Annotated in this window: 19 protein-coding genes; 11 read left to right on the forward strand and 8 right to left on the reverse strand. The window is 41.2% G+C overall.

All coding sequences use genetic code 11. The features are described from left to right. Positions 1-201 precede the first annotated feature (201 nt). The 4 genes from glnL (at position 202) to argF (ending at position 4,892) form a co-directional block, all read left to right on the forward strand. Positions 202-1,311 carry a nitrogen regulation protein NR(II) gene (glnL, locus tag QLH32_RS02015; RefSeq protein ID WP_283267841.1) on the forward strand — a complete coding sequence of 370 codons (1,110 nt, stop codon included), beginning with the start codon at positions 202-204 and terminating at the stop codon, positions 1,309-1,311. Next, on the forward strand, positions 1,298-2,800 hold the full coding sequence (gene glnG, locus QLH32_RS02020; RefSeq protein ID WP_283267842.1) for a nitrogen regulation protein NR(I): 1,503 nt from the start codon (positions 1,298-1,300) through the stop codon (positions 2,798-2,800). The genes glnL and glnG overlap by 14 nt, the downstream gene beginning before the upstream one ends. 147 nt (positions 2,801-2,947) lie before the next feature. After that, entirely contained in the window at positions 2,948-3,610 is a 663-nt protein-coding gene (locus QLH32_RS02025; protein WP_283267844.1) for a TetR/AcrR family transcriptional regulator, read from the forward strand. A gap of 361 nt (positions 3,611-3,971) precedes the next feature. Next, a complete protein-coding gene (gene argF / locus QLH32_RS02030; RefSeq protein WP_004758140.1) occupies positions 3,972-4,892 on the forward strand; it encodes an ornithine carbamoyltransferase in 921 nt (306 codons plus the stop codon). Between the two features lie 35 nt (positions 4,893-4,927). Here the strand turns inward: argF and QLH32_RS02035 are convergent, their stop codons facing one another. Further along, entirely contained in the window at positions 4,928-5,353 is a 426-nt protein-coding gene (locus QLH32_RS02035; RefSeq protein ID WP_283267845.1) for a type II toxin-antitoxin system VapC family toxin, read from the reverse strand. A 1-nt stretch (position 5,354) separates the two neighbouring features. Next, entirely contained in the window at positions 5,355-5,612 is a 258-nt protein-coding gene (locus QLH32_RS02040) for a type II toxin-antitoxin system Phd/YefM family antitoxin (protein WP_283267846.1), read from the reverse strand. A gap of 179 nt (positions 5,613-5,791) precedes the next feature. On the opposite strand from QLH32_RS02040, the gene QLH32_RS02045 reads away from it, so the two are divergent. Further along, a complete protein-coding gene (locus QLH32_RS02045; protein ID WP_267979463.1) occupies positions 5,792-6,316 on the forward strand; it encodes a protein tyrosine phosphatase family protein in 525 nt (174 codons plus the stop codon). Here QLH32_RS02045 and ispF read toward each other — a convergent pair. Then, a complete protein-coding gene (ispF, locus tag QLH32_RS02050) occupies positions 6,304-6,795 on the reverse strand; it encodes a 2-C-methyl-D-erythritol 2,4-cyclodiphosphate synthase (RefSeq protein WP_283267848.1) in 492 nt (163 codons plus the stop codon). The genes QLH32_RS02045 and ispF overlap by 13 nt on opposite strands. A gap of 98 nt (positions 6,796-6,893) precedes the next feature. Between ispF and QLH32_RS02055 the strand changes: the two genes are divergently transcribed. Continuing rightward, positions 6,894-7,541, forward strand: a complete 648-nt coding sequence (locus tag QLH32_RS02055) for an A1S_1983 family putative colistin resistance protein (RefSeq protein WP_283267850.1) — start codon at positions 6,894-6,896, stop codon at positions 7,539-7,541. 54 nt (positions 7,542-7,595) lie between these two features. Here QLH32_RS02055 and QLH32_RS02060 read toward each other — a convergent pair whose 3' ends face one another. From QLH32_RS02060 to galE, 4 genes are all read right to left on the reverse strand, one after another. Next, a complete protein-coding gene (locus QLH32_RS02060; RefSeq protein WP_283267851.1) occupies positions 7,596-8,840 on the reverse strand; it encodes a D-amino acid dehydrogenase in 1,245 nt (414 codons plus the stop codon). Positions 8,841-8,947: 107 nt separating this feature from the next. Then, positions 8,948-9,439, reverse strand: coding sequence for a hypothetical protein (locus QLH32_RS02065; RefSeq protein WP_283267852.1), 492 nt, complete (start codon positions 9,437-9,439; stop codon positions 8,948-8,950). Positions 9,440-9,572: 133 nt separating this feature from the next. Then, a complete protein-coding gene (fumC, locus tag QLH32_RS02070; protein WP_283267853.1) occupies positions 9,573-10,967 on the reverse strand; it encodes a class II fumarate hydratase in 1,395 nt (464 codons plus the stop codon). Between the two features lie 205 nt (positions 10,968-11,172). Continuing rightward, entirely contained in the window at positions 11,173-12,180 is a 1,008-nt protein-coding gene (galE, locus tag QLH32_RS02075) for a UDP-glucose 4-epimerase GalE (RefSeq protein ID WP_283267854.1), read from the reverse strand. 65 nt (positions 12,181-12,245) lie between these two features. Here galE and tusD point away from each other — a divergent pair, with 65 nt between their 5' ends. The 4 genes from tusD (at position 12,246) to QLH32_RS02095 (ending at position 13,686) form a co-directional block, all read left to right on the forward strand. Then, on the forward strand, positions 12,246-12,614 hold the full coding sequence (gene tusD / locus QLH32_RS02080) for a sulfurtransferase complex subunit TusD (protein ID WP_267979470.1): 369 nt from the start codon (positions 12,246-12,248) through the stop codon (positions 12,612-12,614). Positions 12,615-12,658: 44 nt separating this feature from the next. Beyond that, positions 12,659-13,009, forward strand: a complete 351-nt coding sequence (locus QLH32_RS02085) for a hypothetical protein (protein ID WP_267979471.1) — start codon at positions 12,659-12,661, stop codon at positions 13,007-13,009. 11 nt (positions 13,010-13,020) lie between these two features. Continuing rightward, positions 13,021-13,305, forward strand: a complete 285-nt coding sequence (locus tag QLH32_RS02090; protein WP_283267855.1) for a hypothetical protein — start codon at positions 13,021-13,023, stop codon at positions 13,303-13,305. Between the two features lie 69 nt (positions 13,306-13,374). Beyond that, positions 13,375-13,686 carry a TusE/DsrC/DsvC family sulfur relay protein gene (locus QLH32_RS02095; RefSeq protein ID WP_283267856.1) on the forward strand — a complete coding sequence of 104 codons (312 nt, stop codon included), beginning with the start codon at positions 13,375-13,377 and terminating at the stop codon, positions 13,684-13,686. A gap of 16 nt (positions 13,687-13,702) precedes the next feature. On the opposite strand, the gene QLH32_RS02100 is transcribed toward QLH32_RS02095, so the two are convergent. Next, complete coding sequence (locus QLH32_RS02100; RefSeq protein ID WP_283267857.1) at positions 13,703-14,566, reverse strand: DMT family transporter; 864 nt, start codon at positions 14,564-14,566, stop codon at positions 13,703-13,705. Positions 14,567-14,689: 123 nt separating this feature from the next. On the opposite strand from QLH32_RS02100, the gene QLH32_RS02105 reads away from it, so the two are divergent. Then, positions 14,690-16,084, forward strand: coding sequence for an aminotransferase-like domain-containing protein (locus QLH32_RS02105; RefSeq protein ID WP_283267859.1), 1,395 nt, complete (start codon positions 14,690-14,692; stop codon positions 16,082-16,084).

Raw genomic sequence — 16,084 nt, forward strand, 5'->3', positions numbered from 1 at the left:
CAATTTAGAACATTATAAAATCCAGATAAAACCGCATCTATGTGAAAAATACAGCATAAACGGCATATCTTTTAACTAAGTTATTGAAATTTAGCCTATCAAAAGTTGGCTTATATTTTGCATTACATAAACCTTAGACATGAATGGCTATTCATTTATACATATATTTATTGCGCCATTTTAATACAGGACGATTCACAAATGGATCAACACCACACTATCGACTATCGACTCCTAGTAGATAATTTAACGACTGCCATTTTACTGGTCGATAGTAAGCTTAATATTTTTTATTTAAACTCCGCTTGTGAAGCATTATTTGATGTCAGCTTACTACGTGCATCAGGTCAACCTGTCTTAAATTTACTGCATGCCCACGATGATACCTTTAATACCCACGAAGCTTTACTCAACACCTTAAAAAGTGGACAACATTACACACGTCGCGAAGCGGTAATCAATGTAAATTTCAAACCGATTCATGTGGACTATACAGTTTCACAGCTTAATACAGGAAAGAGCTACCATCCCCTGTTATTGATTGAGCTGAACCCAATTGATCGGATGCTAAAAATTTCCAAGGAAGAAAATCTGGTTCAGCAGCATCAGGTTGCCCGCCAACTTGTCCGTGGTGTGGCACATGAAATCAAGAACCCTTTGGCAGGGATACGTGGTGCAACACAGTTACTGGCACGTAGTTTAAGTGATGAAAGCTATCGGGAATTCACCGACATTATTATTAGTGAAGTGGATCGCTTAACCAATCTGGCAGACACCATGCTTGGTTCACGTCAGTTACCAAGCTATGAGCTGGTCAATGTGCATGAGCCACTGGAACGTGTTCGTTCACTTATCGTCAACCAGACCAAGAAAAAAATTAAGATTACCCGCGATTATGACCTTTCCCTGCCTGATGTCATGGCAGATCGTGATCAACTGATTCAGGTCATGCTGAATATCAGTGTCAATGCGGTACAGGCCATGACCGAAAATAAAAGTTTTTTTGTAGATTCAGAACCTGAATTGATCCTAAGAACACGTATTCAACGTTTAGTCACTATTAATGGCGTACTCAATCGCTCTACAGTTCGTGTTGATATTGAAGACAATGGGCCTGGTGTGCCAGAAAGTATCCTGGAGTCGGTATTTTACCCACTTGTGACTGGACGGGCAAAGGGCACGGGACTTGGCCTCAGTATCGCGCAAAACATCATGCATCAACATAACGGAATGATCGAATGTCAGTCCGTTCCAGGAAAAACCGTATTTAGCTTATATCTACCTTGGGAGTCAGACCGTGTCACGAAATAAAATTTGGGTAATCGATGACGATCGTGCCATGCGCTGGGTACTCGAAAAGACTTTTAAAGAAGAAGGTTTTGACGTTACCAATTTTGAAGAAGCACAAACAGCGCTGGAACGTTTACATGATGATGCTCCTGATGTCATTTTGACCGATATTCGTATGCCTGGAATTGATGGTTTAACTTTTCTATCCAAAGTGAAGAATACCCATCCAGACCTGCCTGTGATTATTATGACTGCCCACTCTGACTTGGAGTCAGCGGTATCAAGTTACCAGACTGGTGCTTTTGAGTACCTGCCAAAGCCTTTTGATATTGATGAGGCACTGGCACTGGTCAATCGTGCCATTTTGCATATCACCAAGCTTCAACAGCAGGAAGCCACCAAAGCGGCAGCGGCTGCACCATTACAATCCACTGAGATTATCGGTGAGTCACCTGCAATGCAGGAAGTGTTCCGTGCCATTGGTCGTTTATCACAATCGCATATCACTGTATTGATTAATGGTGAGTCAGGTACAGGTAAAGAGCTGGTTGCCCATGCATTGCATAAGCATTCACCACGCCGTGCCAAACCTTTTATTGCGCTGAATATGGCGGCAATTCCAAAAGACTTGATTGAAACCGAGTTGTTTGGTCACGAAAAAGGTGCATTTACAGGTGCAAACACCCAGCATCAAGGGCGTTTTGAGCAAGCCAATGGTGGCACATTATTCCTGGATGAAATTGGTGATATGCCATTTGAAACCCAGACACGCCTACTCCGTGTGCTTGCAGATGGCGAGTTCTATCGTGTTGGTGGTCACATTCCAGTAAAAGTCGATGTGCGTATTGTCGCAGCAACCCATCAGGACCTGGAAAAGCTGGTCAACGAAGGCCGTTTCCGTGAAGACTTGTATCATCGCCTCAACGTAATCCGTATTCACATTCCTAAACTTGCCCATCGTAGTGAAGACATTCCGATGCTGGCACAGCACTTTCTGGCGCGTGCAGGCAAGGAACTCGGCGTAAGTCCAAAAATCCTACGCACTGAAACAACGGATTATATGCAACAGCTACCGTGGCCAGGCAACGTTCGTCAGCTAGAAAATACCTGCCGCTGGTTGACAGTGATGATCACGGGTCGTGAGGTTTATCCTGAGGATTTACCTGCCGAGCTTAAACAGGTCTCGATCCAGAAAGCAACAAGTGATGCTGTGCTGCCAACAGCGGCCAGCCCAGCACTGTCTGAACGTATTGCAGTGCATCATTGGGATGAGTTGTTGGGGCAATGGGCCATTCAAAAGCTCAAAAATGGTGAAATGAAAATTCTGGATATTGCCACACCGATGTTTGAACGCACATTGATTAATGCCGCACTCCAGCAAACACGTGGACGTAAACGCCATGCCGCTGAGCTTTTGGGTTGGGGACGCAATACCCTGACACGTAAACTCAAGGAGCTTGGCATGGATTCATCTGAAGATGATGATGACGAGGAAGTTCGTTCAGCCTAACAACCCTAAGTCATTAAAAAAGCGAGCAAATCATGTCTCGCTTTTTTATTATCAAGAGGATTTGCAATACTCATCAACTTCATAGCCATACAATGTATATGGTTTTTGCTATAATACAGATCACCCAACCCACTTCTCTTGAATACAATGACTGATATTTGTTACCCAAGTTGTGAACAGCCTCAAACTCGCCGTGGACAGGAACGTCGTCTTGCCTTGCTCATTTGTGCAACCGATCTATTTCTGGAACGCGGTTATGATGCTGTTTCGCTGGATGATATTGTCAATCATGCGGGTGGATCAAAAACGTCGTCTATCTATAAATATTTCGGCAATAAAGAAGGCTTGTTTACCGCAATTTGTGATTATCGTCGAGAAGTTTTCTTCAAGGGGGTCTGTGTACCCTATATTCCAGAAAAGATTGATCTCAAGAACTATTTAAACCAGACCTTGATTCGTTTCTATCAACATATCATCCAACCTGAGAACATTGCTTTCATGCGCATGTTCACAGAGCAGTCACAGAAAGATATGCAACTGGCGCACTACTTCTATGATCAATGTGCTTTAAACATTCAAAATACCATTGCTTTTGCGCTTGAACATGCACATCAAAACCAGAGTATCTTTTGTAGCAATCCCCAATTTTCCGCCACAATGTACTTTGGCATTTTACGTGATGTTGAATGGCGTATTTTAATGGGCTTGAATATGCCAGCCAATGACACTGAGATATTTGATTATATTTATTATTCTGTAGATTTATTCCTAAAAGCTCACCAAAATCTAGGGCCTGTTGCCACTTTATAAATGAGTTGCGTTGTAGGCTAAAAATTCACCAGACAAGGCATGAAATGCAGGTAATCGCTATTCCCTTGCCAAGTTTCATAACGAAGTATGAGGGATTTTTAGCCACAACCCTTTGGGACAGGGACATTTTTTGCCGCTACTGCGTTATGTTTCTCTCATTTAGATCACTAAATTTCGCAAAACATGCCTTGTATCGTCTAAAAAATGTCCGCTGTCGCAACCATAGATAAAATGGCAACAGGCCCTTAATTCTTTTGCATTTTCCTGAGCGTATAGTATAGTAGTCAATTCCTTTTTATTCACCACTCGTCAAACAACAATTAATTATTGTTTTTATTCAATAATTATTGTGGGAGTAGCTATGGCGCTTCGGCATTTCCTAACTTTACGTGACCTATCCTCATTAGAACTGCAACGCATTTTAGATCGTGCGCAAGAACTCAAGCGTATGCAGCACAGCAATACGGTATATCAACCTTTTGTTGGTAAAGTTTTAGGAATGATTTTTGAAAAATCGAGTACACGTACCCGTATTTCTTTTGAAGCAGGTATCTGCCAGTTTGGGGGTAATGCGATTTTTCTTTCACCACGTGACACCCAGCTAGGTCGCGGTGAGCCAATTGAAGATTCTGCCCGCGTTATTTCGAGCATGCTTGATATTGTGATGATCCGTACTTTTGGGCATGACATCGTAGAACGTTTTGCTTCTTATTCTAAAGTACCTGTCATTAATGGCCTTACGGATGACCATCACCCTTGCCAGTTACTTGCTGATTTACAAACCTATCAGGAACATCGTGGCAGCATTGCAGGCAAGACAGTAGCCTGGATTGGTGACGGCAACAATATGTGTAACTCTTATGTTGAAGCGGCACATCTGATGGGTTTTAAACTCAAGATCGCCTCTCCTGAGGGTTATGAGCCAAAACCTGAGTTTCTCGCCGAGTTTGCGGACTGTGTGGAAGTGTTCAACAAGGCTGAAGATGCAGCGGTTAATGCAGACCTGATCGTAACAGATGTTTGGGCAAGCATGGGACAGGAAGAAGAACAAAAATTGCGTGAAAAAGCGTTTGCCGATTTTCAGGTCAATGAAAAGCTCATGGATTTAGCTCATCCTGACTGTTTATTTATGCATTGCTTACCAGCACACCGTGGTGAAGAAATTTCTGAACACATGCTGGATCATAAAAATGCAGTGGTCTGGGATGAAGCGGAAAACCGTTTGCATGCTCAAAAGGCATTAATGGAATTCCTGCTCAATGAGAATTTAAACAAAGACTAAATACAAAAAACAGCATCCAAGTGATGCTGTTTTTTTTAATGGTTTTGAGTAAATGGATTGAGTAACCTGATACCCATATCCTGAAAATCAGCAGTATTACGTGTCACCAATATAAGGTTATGCTGTATTGCAATTGCGGCGATCCAAGCATCATTTTCAGCTGCTTTGTCAGGCACATGTAAATTTGCACACAACCTTGCAGTTTCGTTATCAATAGTCAATATACGCTGTTGAAATGCTGATTTTACTGTATTTTCAAACCAGATTCGTAATATCTGCCCCTGTATTGGGTCTTTTCGCTCTAATCCCAGTACTCCACGTTCCAACTCCATCATTACCACAGTACATGTATAGAATACGTGTGTATTTACACTTTTTGCCCATGTGGTTAAACCTGCATCAGCCTTGCCCTTAGGTAAACGGCGCATTTCACTAATGATGTTGGTATCCAATAAATACATTTCAAAACTCTACAGGACGACGTTGTGCTGGATTGCGTTCTGGTATTTCCAGCTCAATATCAGCAACTTCTGAGTCCGCCTGAATAAACCAATCGGCCAAGTTTTGCGGTTGATTTTGAATAAGTTTCTGGTATTCCATATAGCTCATCAAAATATGGGTATATTCTCCTCTATTTGTGATGAATACAGGAGACTTTTCTGCTTCTTTTTTTGCCTCATTGGTATGTTGATTAAACTCTTTACTATTCATTATTTTCATATACTCACCCTCAATATGATCCAAGGTTGCAATGTTACTACCTCCATTATACTAAAAAATCTGAAATTAGGTATTTTTAATAAATTGAACACTGAAATAAAAACACTTATAGTAAAGCCATCATTTTAAAAATAAGTTTCTCATATCATGAGAACTTCAATCATTGTATAGCGAACCTTATGACTTCACTCGAACAAGCTTTATCTCAGATACCAGGTTTTTCTTTGGTGCATGAGCACCTGTTTAGCTCTGCCCAGCCCTCGGTTGAGCAGTTGCAGCAGATTAAAGAATATGGTTGTAGTACAGTCATTAACCTTGCGACGAGTAAGTCTGAAAATCACTTATCCCAACAGGATCAAATTTGTCTGGGTTTGGGGCTAAACTATATTCATATCCCCATTGACTGGGATATTCCCTGCTCAGAACAGTGTCTTTTTATTTTGGATTTAATTGACCATCTGGTTCAAAATGAAATTGTCTGGCTACATTGTGCCCAGAATATGCGTGTCAGTTGCTTGATGTATTTATATCGTCAGTTTTATATGAATATTGAATTGCCGATTGCCCAAGAGTTGCTTCATCAAATCTGGGAACCAAATGAAACATGGACAGGATTAATTCACAGCATTACTTTACAACTGCAAGGTCGTAAAGCAACACAGGAATTACAGCAGTCATTGATCAATGCCGATCATTTTGCATGATGGGAAACAAGCACTGTCGCCGTTGCCAGAATGCCTTCCTGACGGCCAGTAAAACCTAGTTTTTCAGTTGTGGTCGCCTTAATACTTATTTGTGTGACATCCACATCCATCACATCCGCGATGCTTTGACGCATCTCCAGATTATGCTTGGCAAGTTTTGGCCGTTCGCAAGCCACAGTAATGTCAGCATTGTTGAGATGATAACCACGATCTAAAATCAGCTGATATACATGCTTAAGCAATACCCGACTATCTGCACCCTTATATTCTGGGTCAGTGTCAGGGAAATGCTGCCCAATATCCCCTAAAGCCAATGCGCCCAGCAATGCATCACACAGTGCATGCAGCACCACATCTCCATCAGAATGGGCTTTTAAACCATGTGTGTGGGGAATCTGAATACCCGCCAAGGTAACAAAGCTGCCTTCTTCAAAAGCATGTACATCCATTCCCTGTCCAATACGAATGTGAGCAACCATATGATTTTCCTTTTACAATATACTGAACAAATCTTGTATTCTGGCTTTCTATTTCGCTATAGTACATTGAGCAAATTAGACTGAAAGTATGCGTCATTATGCTGTTGAATACGGTAAGAAATCAATTAAAGAACGTCGGTTATATCATCACATTGAGTTGTTTTTGCTCAACATTTACATTTGCGAAATCAATCGATTGCTCAGATCCTACACTTGACCTTAAAAAGATATGTTCCAAGCAATATGATGAACAGCGAGTTAAGCTTAACAATAAGTTTTTAACTGCTTATTTGGTGACCGATGCCCCCTTACAGCTATTACATGATACCCAGAAATTATGGTTAAAACAGTTACAGCAATGCAAATCTAAAACCTGCTATCAACAACAGTTTGAAATGCGTTTGGATGACCTGAATTTTTATACCTCCATGAACCAGACGCTGACCCAGCATTATCTGAAATATGAACAGGGAAAATTAGCCGCTCAACCCATTCATTTACAGATTCATCAACTGGATAAAGACAAGCTTAAAATTGAGGGTATTGCCTATCGCAACCCAAACAATCGACTGGAAACCCAAATACTGTCATTGCTTGCCTACAGTACACCTGAACAAAAAAACCAGATCACTGATAATGAAAAGAAATGCCAATACCAGTTTGATTTTCAAAAGGCCTTACTGATTGTCAAAACAGATCAAAAAGGCTGCGAACGTTTTACAGGCATCTACCGTTTATATGACTAAACTTGAATGATTGAATTTCAAAAGCCGATGTTTTTATACATCGGCTTTTATTCTTTAACATGGAAATTTTTGTGCAATTTCCTGGCTGATGATGACTGCTGTTGCGGCAGACAAAGTCCAGCCTAAGTGGCCATGGCCTGTGTTATAGAATACTCGCGAATGATTTCCCTGTTTCACGACTGGCATCATATTTGGCATCATGGGACGTAGGCCTGCCCAAGGAATAACATGCTCAGTTGAAATGTCAAAGTTTTGATTTACCCAGTTGATCAAAGGCTGGATTCGGTCAGCCCGAATATCACGGTTATAGCCATTAAACTCAGCCGTTCCTGCAACACGCAAACGATCTACCCCTAAACGTGAAGTAACGATTTTTGCACTTTCATCCAGCAAACTCACCCACGGCGCATTATTGATACTACGCTCATCTTTAAGTTGCACTGTAATCGAATAACCTTTTACTGGATAAACATTCACCCGATCTCCCAGCATATCCGCCAGTTGATAACTCCCAACGCCACCACACACCAGCACTGCATCTGCTTCGATTTCCACATATTCCTTAGCATCTGTATGCATGTTTTCTGAGCTATTTTTACAGTGGATGATCACCTTATCCTGCATATATTTCACATTGACCACATCCAGACCAAAACGATAGATCACACCATATTGCTGCGTTTTTTCTGCAAGCCCAACTGAGTATTTATGAATGTCACCTGTTGCATCACTTGAAGTGTAATAACCGCCAAAATACTGACCTGTCAAGGTCGGCTCGATTGCTTTCATTTCTTCAGGTGTAATTGCATAACGTTCCAGCTTTCCCTCAACCAGAACATCATTGACCTGCTTGGCAATTTGATAGTCTGCCTCAGTGTGGTACATATGCAAAATGCCACGTTTTTCCAGATCAAAAGAAATATTTTCCTTTTCGGCAATTTCAAATAAGCGTTGTCTTGCCAATAATGCCAACCGAACAGTTTCAATGGTGTTAGCTTTATAATTTTTGATATGGGTTAAAAACTCAACCAGCCAACGGTACTTATGCAGACTAAAAGATGGGTTGAGCAATAATGGTGCATCTTTTTTACTCATCCACTTGATACCCTTGAGTACCGTTGCTTTCTGATTCCAGACTTCAGCATTGCAGGCGGACAACTGCCCACCATTGGCAAAAGAAGTCTCCATTGCAGGAAAGAGATGTCTGTCAATCACCGTGACCTGATAACCCAGTTTTATTAATTCATAGGCAGAGGTAACGCCTGTAATTCCCGCACCGATCACAACAATATGAGGCATAGCAAACTCCTTGAAATGCAAGGCATTTCATAATAAGCAATATATATGCCGCGTGGTTCTATAAAGATGAGTCAATAAAAAAGCAGACCTAAGTCTGCTTACCCATCTTAAAACTTACATTGCAGAATTTGCTCTGAGAACAGACTTTTCCATTGTTCACGCAAAGTCGGCAAATAGAACTTCTCACCAATCATGACCAGTTCCGCATCAATCAAGGCATGAATTTCATGCATGAGTATATAATCCAAAACAATAAGTGAGAGTTCAGGATGTTTCTGGGAAATTTGCTTACGTCTAACTTGAGCTTTTTTTACCAATTCATTGGCAAAGTTTTTGTCTTTATAGGTGGTTATTGCACTTAAACGAAGTTCAATAATACCCCAGCCCTCTAATAATTTTTTAAAAACCTCAAAATCTTTGGTAGTTGCTTCCCATGTCACATTTTCCAGATTATTGTCTTCTGGCAACACAGGTAACAACAGGTCCGCCGTACTTGGAAAAATTTTCTTTAGATTCAACAAAAACTTGACAGGATTTTCATGAGACAGACCAGAATATTGAATATGAGTTTGAGTATCTGTCAAATAAATATTAAGCATAATAAAGCAATGGTCTAGTCAATCAAACGGATATTGTACGCACTTGTAGGCGAGAAGTACACTTCGCAAGGGCAACCATCCCATGCTTCTCAAAACAGTAGGGGCGTATACAATACGCCCCTACTATCCATACTTATTTACTACTCGGTGCAATCATCTGCTCAGGACGAACCACTTCATCAAATTGTTCAGCAGTTACCAAGCCCAGTTCAACCGCAACCTGTTTTAAGGTCTTGTTTTCCTTATACGCTGTTTTAGCGACTTTGGCAGAGTTTTCATAACCAATGACAGGGTTTAATGCAGTCACCAACATCAGTGAATTATGCAGGAAATAATCAATTTTCTCACGATTTGGTTCAATTCCTACCGCACAGTGATCGTTGAAACTATTACATGCATCACCGAGCAACTGGATTGATTGCAATAAGTTGTAGGCAATCACTGGCATAAACACGTTGAGCTCGAAGTTACCAGATGCACCAGCAACATTAATGGTGGTGTCATTGCCCAAAACCTGAGCCACCACCATGGTCATGGCTTCACTTTGTGTCGGATTCACCTTACCAGGCATGATACTTGAGCCTGGTTCATTTTCAGGAATACGGATTTCCCCAAAACCACAACGAGGACCACTTGCTAACCAGCGAATGTCATTGGCAATTTTATTTAAGCTTGCTGCCAAAGTTTTTAATGCACCAGATGCAAAAACTGCGGCATCACGTCCTGCTAAAGCCTCAAATTTATTGGGTGCCGTTACGAATGGTAAGCCTGTCAGCCCAGCTAACTGTTCTGCGGCTTTTACGGCATAATCAGGATGAGCATTAAGTCCTGTACCCACCGCCGTTCCGCCTAAAGGCAATTCATATAAACCTGCAAGCGCCTGATGTAGACGCTTTAAGCCATGATCCAGTTGTGACACATAACCGCTAAATTCCTGCCCTAGCGTTAATGGAGTCGCATCCTGTAAGTGGGTACGTCCAATTTTGACAATATCATCAAACTCTTCAGATTTACGTTGTAAAGTTTGTTTGAGTTTCTCAACCGCAGGGATCAGTAATTCATTGATTTGCAGACTTGCGGCAACATGGATTGCGGTTGGGAAAGAATCATTGGTGGATTGTGCACGGTTGACATGATCATTTGGATGAACAGGTTTTTGCGCGCCCAAAGCTTGCCCTAGTTTCTGGTTGGCAATATTGGCAATAACCTCATTACAGTTCATGTTGCTTTGCGTACCAGAACCTGTCTGCCATACCACCAATGGAAACTGAGCATCCCATTGCCCAGCAATCACTTCTTCAGCAGCACCCACAATATATTGACTTAATTCTTCAGGCAGTTGTTTAAGTTCTGCATTGGTGATGGCAGCAGCTTTTTTTACAAGACCCATTGCACGAATCATCGCACGGGGTAAGCGTTCCTGACCTATTTTAAAGTTTTGTAAACTTCTTTGCGTTTGCGCACCCCACAAGGCTTCATTTGGAACCTCAATTTCACCCATGGTATCGTGTTCAATTCGCATGTGCATAACAACCTCTGCTCTATCTTGGTAAGAATTTTCACGGGCTGAAGCAAATAGATGCCTTGGCTAGCTAATATTGATGTTCATCAAGGATATTCAACAAACCGCCTTATTATCCCCAAATGGCTTAAAAATGTAAATAATAATCATTATCCAAAATCTATTACCAGCTTTAATGGACTGTATTCGTAATCATAAAGCGACAGCAGACTTAGTTACCTTTTAGTGTATTTAGGTAAAAACGCCATTCATCTTCAATCATTTGTGTTAAGGATCGTTTCGGTGTCCATGCAAGCACCTTTTCTGCTTTATCAATGTTTGCCCCTAGTTGAGCCAATTCCTCATGTTGATAAACTGCGGGCTGAACCCGAATTTCGGACTGGGTTACTTTGGTAACTTCATCTAATAAACCTTGAATAGAGGTAGTTTTTGAGTGGGCGATATTAAAGGCCTCTAAACAACCAACTTGTGTTTCCAGCCACTTTAAGCCTGCCAATACAGCATCGCAGACATCCAGTACATGCAAGAAGCTTCGTTCAACCGTACCATCTTTAGTCTGTGCCTGATTTTGCAACTCAATGCAATCACGTTGCATTGCAGCCACCTGCAAAGCTAGAGGCACAATATTCTTCGGTAATTGAACGACATATTCACCCAATACCCCATGTTCAAAGGCACCGACAATATTGGACAACCGCAGGTTAATGATCTTCCATTCATGGTCAACCCTGTAGGTATCCGCAATAATATCCTCCACCATTTGCTGGGTACGAATATAGGGATTGGCATAGTGATAATTAAATTCAGTCTCCTCGGAAAGTTCCGAATCAGACTTTCCATAGACCGCCACGCTGGATAGGTTGATGAGCTGTCTCACCCCCATTCGTTGCATGGCACGCAATAAGCTCATGATACAACTGACATTATCATTATAATATTCAAGAGGTTTTAAAACCGATTCCTCCAGCGATTTAAAGCTTGCAGTATGAACCACCGCATCTATGGAATATTGTTCAAACACCTTATTTAAGGCAGGCGTGTTGCGTACATCCAGCTTTGCAAAAGGAATATACATGCCTGAGATATACTCCAGACGTTCCAGAGTCTGTAATGTTGAATTGGCCAGATTATCAACAATGACAATTTCGTGCCCACGAGCCAGTAAACTCAAAGCAATATGTGAACCGATAAAGCCTAAACCACCTGTCACCAAAATCATTGTATAATTACCTTCTTTTTAATATGTCCATCTTTATTTTTGCCTATGACCATAGTGAATGTTCCATGAGTACACTACTGTTAATTACCTCAGCACCTACTTCAATGATGGCCTGGCATGCATTTGGTTTAGCACAGGCATTACAAAATAAGCACGAGGAATTTCGTGTCTTCTTTTACCAGGACGGTGTTCAGGTTGCGAACGATTTACAGTGGTTTCCTGATGATCAGCGCAACCTAAAACTGGAATGGCAAAAGCTTGGCATTCGACTCCCTGTCTGTGTCAGTGCTGCCCTTGCTCGGGGAATCACTGACGCCAGCAATGCACAACGTCATTCACTTCAACAGCACAACCTGGCCCAGGGTTTTGAGCTGGTTGGGCTTGGAGAACTTGCCGATGCTGTACAAAGCTGTTCTCGTCTAATTCAATTCTAGATCAAGTTCTTTATATAGCGTGTTGCTTTTAAAAGGTAAATTGTGTGAAAACTGTACTCGTCATCCTAACGCAGCCCAATTTAACCAGTTTGCAGGTCAATGAAAGCTTGTCTGCAACTATGGTTTTAGCAACCTTTGGTATTTCTGTCAAAGTATTATTAAAGGATGCCGCACTGAGTTTATTGAACAATCAATTAGCATTCGACCAGTTCACGCAGGCCTTTAAAATTGCCGCCAATATGGTGGAAAGTTTTGAGTTTTACGATTTAACCCCAATTTTGGTTGAAAGCAAAAATCAACAATTGACTATCGTCAAAAATACAGATCAGGACATTGAATTTATTGATATTCATCCTGAATTTATTCAGTCATTTGATCATATACTGTATTGGTAAGGGATTCGCTCATGAAAAATCCAACCTTGTTTCTCGTCCAATCTCCTTATAACAATGTCAATAAAATTTTAGATGAGTTAGCACACATGGCAAAAGTGGATGACCATATTGTGATGATGGGTGATTCAGTGTTACAAGTCACAGATGCAGTTGTGGATACTTACCCGAATATCTATTGTCTAAGCAATGAACAAAGTTTATTGCAGGATAACCTGAAAGAGCGTGTAAACATTCTGGAATATGCTCAATTTGCAAATTTAGTATTACAGTTTCAGCGTTGTATTACGTTGAAATGAATATATCGTTAATTTAGTGATACCCATAAATTATTGGCGTATACAATACGCCCCTACTTAGGCTATTTTATGCATTTAGAGTTAGACCAAGATGGTCATTTGGTTGATTACACCATCTGGAATCAGCAAGTTGCTCAGGAACTTGCTAAATCTTTGGATTTAGAGCTGACAGAATGGCATTTTGATATTCTCAATGCTGTACGGCAGTTTTATCAGCAGTTTGGGCACTCACCTGCAACACGCCCCCTGATCAAATTTTTGATGAAGACGGTAGATCCTGAAATCAATAATGCTGAGCTACAGCAAAAGTTTAATACAGGTCTAGTCGCCCGACATTTAAGTCGCTTGGCTGGCGTTCCCAAACCTGCCAATTGTTTATAATTTTTGAATCTACGAATTAAGCGAATTTTTTGGCACAGGCAACGCAGGCAATTACGGTTATGGTGACCGCGAACATGGCTGGACTGACTTGCTCATGCAATAAAATGGCGGCAATCATCAAACCCAATATAGGCTGCAATAGTTGCAACTGCCCAACTGTCGCAATACCGCCTTGGGCCAAGCCTTTATACCAAAAGAAAAAACCAATCAGCATACTAAACAGCGAAACATAAGCCAGCCCAAGTTTTGATGAAAATGAAATTTGATCAAAATTAACTGGCATATATAGACATGAAATCAACAGCATCAATGGGAAAGTCATAATCAATGCCCAGCAAATGACTTGCCAACCGCCCAGATGCCTTGATAATTTTCCCCCCTCTGCATAGCCAAAGCCACAAAGCAGTATCGCAATTAGCATGAAAATATCACCATAGTTGAATGACCAGTTTCCTGCTTGAATCAACATATATCCAAAAACCAGTGAACTACCTAAAATAGCAAATAGCCAAAATACTAAACTTGGTTTCTCACCACTACGCAAGACACCAAAAATCGCCGTTGCCAAGGGTAATAAACCAATAAAAACAATGGAGTGTGCAGCACTCATATATTGAAGTGCCAAAGAGGTAAATAGTGGAAAGCCAACCACCACCCCAATTGCAACATAAAATAAAGCAAGCCAGTCTTTTTTCTCAGGCAATTTCTGTCGCGATAATAAAATCAGCACTAAACCCAGCATCCCTGCAATTGCAGCTCTGGCAGCTGTTAAAAATGTGGGGCTGAAATCCATCACAGCCACACGTGTAGCAGGCAATGTTCCAGAGAAGATAATGATCCCGATCAAACCATTTAACCAGCCCTGACTCGTATTCTTCATTTTCATTCTCCAAATTTGTATGGAGAATTTAAACTGTGATATGGTGAGTTCACCATACACAATACAGTACAATTTTAAATAACTGTATTGGTATATATACCCACACAGCTAGAATAGGCCAAGATGAAAACCACAAAAATTGATTTCGTTATCCAGCATATCAATGAACAAATCAAGAATCGCTCATTGATGCCAGGTTCTCGTCTTCCCTCGGTACGCGCTTTGGCTGGCTTGTTAAACCTGTCTATCTCCACCATTGTTGAAGCCTACGAACGGCTTGCAGCGCAAGGCTTGATTGAGGCAAAAACAGGTTCAGGTTTCTTTGTCGCTGGGCCAATTGCGCCTTTATCAATTTCTGAAATCCATCCCAAGATTGACCGAAGTATTGACCCGTTATGGATTTCAAGACAGGCTTTGGAAGCAAAACAAGATATTTTAAAACCTGGATGTGGCTGGTTACCTGATGACTGGATGCCGCATGAAAACATTCGTAAGGCGATTCGAAAAATATCCAAGGCCAATAATAGTATCTTGACTGATTACTCAACCCCGCTTGGACTTCCAGCTTTGCGTGAGTTACTGTCCCGTAGAATTCTGGCTAAAGGCATTGAGGTTGTTCCCAATCAAATCCTACTTACGGATTCAGGTACACAGGCCATTGATCTCATTTGTCGCTATTTCTTAAAACCAAATGATGTGGTTCTGGTTGATGACCCTTGTTATTTTAATTTCCATGCCTTACTTAAGGTTCATCAGGTTCAAATCATTGGTATTCCCTACACGCAAACAGGGCCAGATTTGACGGTATTTGCAGATGCGATTAAAAATTATAATCCGCGTTTATATATCACAAATTCAGGCATTCATAATCCAACGGGTGCGGTGCTGACTGCTTCAACGGCTTATCAGGTTTTAAAGCTTGTGGAGCAGTCTAATTTAATTGTGATTGAAGATGATATTTTTGCAGATCTGGAACGACATACCGCTCCACGACTCGCTGCACTGGATGGTTTATCTCGGGTTATTCATATTGGCAGTTTTTCCAAAACCTTATCAGGCTCAGTCCGTACAGGTTATATTGCGACAAAACCCGAATGGATTGAGGACCTAACCGATATCAAAATTGCAACCAGTTTTGGGGGCAATAATTTATCTGCTGAAATCTTGTTTGCTGCATTAACCGACAGTCATTACCGTAAGTATTTGGAAGAGTTGAAAATACGCTTGGCGAAAGCCATGGACTCGACCATCAAGCAGCTAGAAAAACTTGGCATCAACCTCTGGATTAAACCACAAGCAGGATTGTTTTTATGGTGTAAATTGCCTGAACATTCAGATACAGCGAGGATTGCCCAGACCTGCCTGGAGCAAGGTGTGATCTTGGCGCCTGGCAATGCCTTTAGCCAAAGCCAGAATTTTAAAAACTTTATTCGTTTTAACGTTGCACAATGCCAGGATTCAAGAATTTTTGAAGTTCTATCCCATGCCATTCAACAGGAGATAGAACAGTCAGAATGA

Origin of the sequence: Acinetobacter corruptisaponis, assembly GCF_030053775.1 — a bacterium.
Lineage (GTDB): Bacteria > Pseudomonadota > Gammaproteobacteria > Pseudomonadales > Moraxellaceae > Acinetobacter > Acinetobacter corruptisaponis.

Bases quoted from the DNA above. Each gene is read 5' to 3' on its own strand.
- argF (WP_004758140.1), top strand. From the start codon at position 3,972: ATGGCGCTTCGGCATTTCCTAACTTTACGTGACCTATCCTCATTAGAA.
- fumC (WP_283267853.1), bottom strand. From the start codon at position 10,967: ATGCACATGCGAATTGAACACGATACCATGGGTGAAATTGAGGTTCCA.
- QLH32_RS02090 (WP_283267855.1), top strand. From the start codon at position 13,021: ATGAAAAATCCAACCTTGTTTCTCGTCCAATCTCCTTATAACAATGTC.
- QLH32_RS02105 (WP_283267859.1), top strand. From the start codon at position 14,690: ATGAAAACCACAAAAATTGATTTCGTTATCCAGCATATCAATGAACAA.
- QLH32_RS02045 (WP_267979463.1), top strand. From the start codon at position 5,792: ATGACTTCACTCGAACAAGCTTTATCTCAGATACCAGGTTTTTCTTTG.
- galE (WP_283267854.1), bottom strand. From the start codon at position 12,180: ATGATTTTGGTGACAGGTGGTTTAGGCTTTATCGGTTCACATATTGCT.
- QLH32_RS02060 (WP_283267851.1), bottom strand. From the start codon at position 8,840: ATGCCTCATATTGTTGTGATCGGTGCGGGAATTACAGGCGTTACCTCT.
- glnL (WP_283267841.1), top strand. From the start codon at position 202: ATGGATCAACACCACACTATCGACTATCGACTCCTAGTAGATAATTTA.
- QLH32_RS02040 (WP_283267846.1), bottom strand. From the start codon at position 5,612: ATGAAAATAATGAATAGTAAAGAGTTTAATCAACATACCAATGAGGCA.
- tusD (WP_267979470.1), top strand. From the start codon at position 12,246: ATGAGTACACTACTGTTAATTACCTCAGCACCTACTTCAATGATGGCC.
- QLH32_RS02065 (WP_283267852.1), bottom strand. From the start codon at position 9,439: ATGCTTAATATTTATTTGACAGATACTCAAACTCATATTCAATATTCT.
- QLH32_RS02025 (WP_283267844.1), top strand. From the start codon at position 2,948: ATGACTGATATTTGTTACCCAAGTTGTGAACAGCCTCAAACTCGCCGT.
- QLH32_RS02035 (WP_283267845.1), bottom strand. From the start codon at position 5,353: ATGTATTTATTGGATACCAACATCATTAGTGAAATGCGCCGTTTACCT.
- ispF (WP_283267848.1), bottom strand. From the start codon at position 6,795: ATGGTTGCTCACATTCGTATTGGACAGGGAATGGATGTACATGCTTTT.
- QLH32_RS02100 (WP_283267857.1), bottom strand. From the start codon at position 14,566: ATGAAGAATACGAGTCAGGGCTGGTTAAATGGTTTGATCGGGATCATT.
- QLH32_RS02055 (WP_283267850.1), top strand. From the start codon at position 6,894: ATGCTGTTGAATACGGTAAGAAATCAATTAAAGAACGTCGGTTATATC.
- QLH32_RS02095 (WP_283267856.1), top strand. From the start codon at position 13,375: ATGCATTTAGAGTTAGACCAAGATGGTCATTTGGTTGATTACACCATC.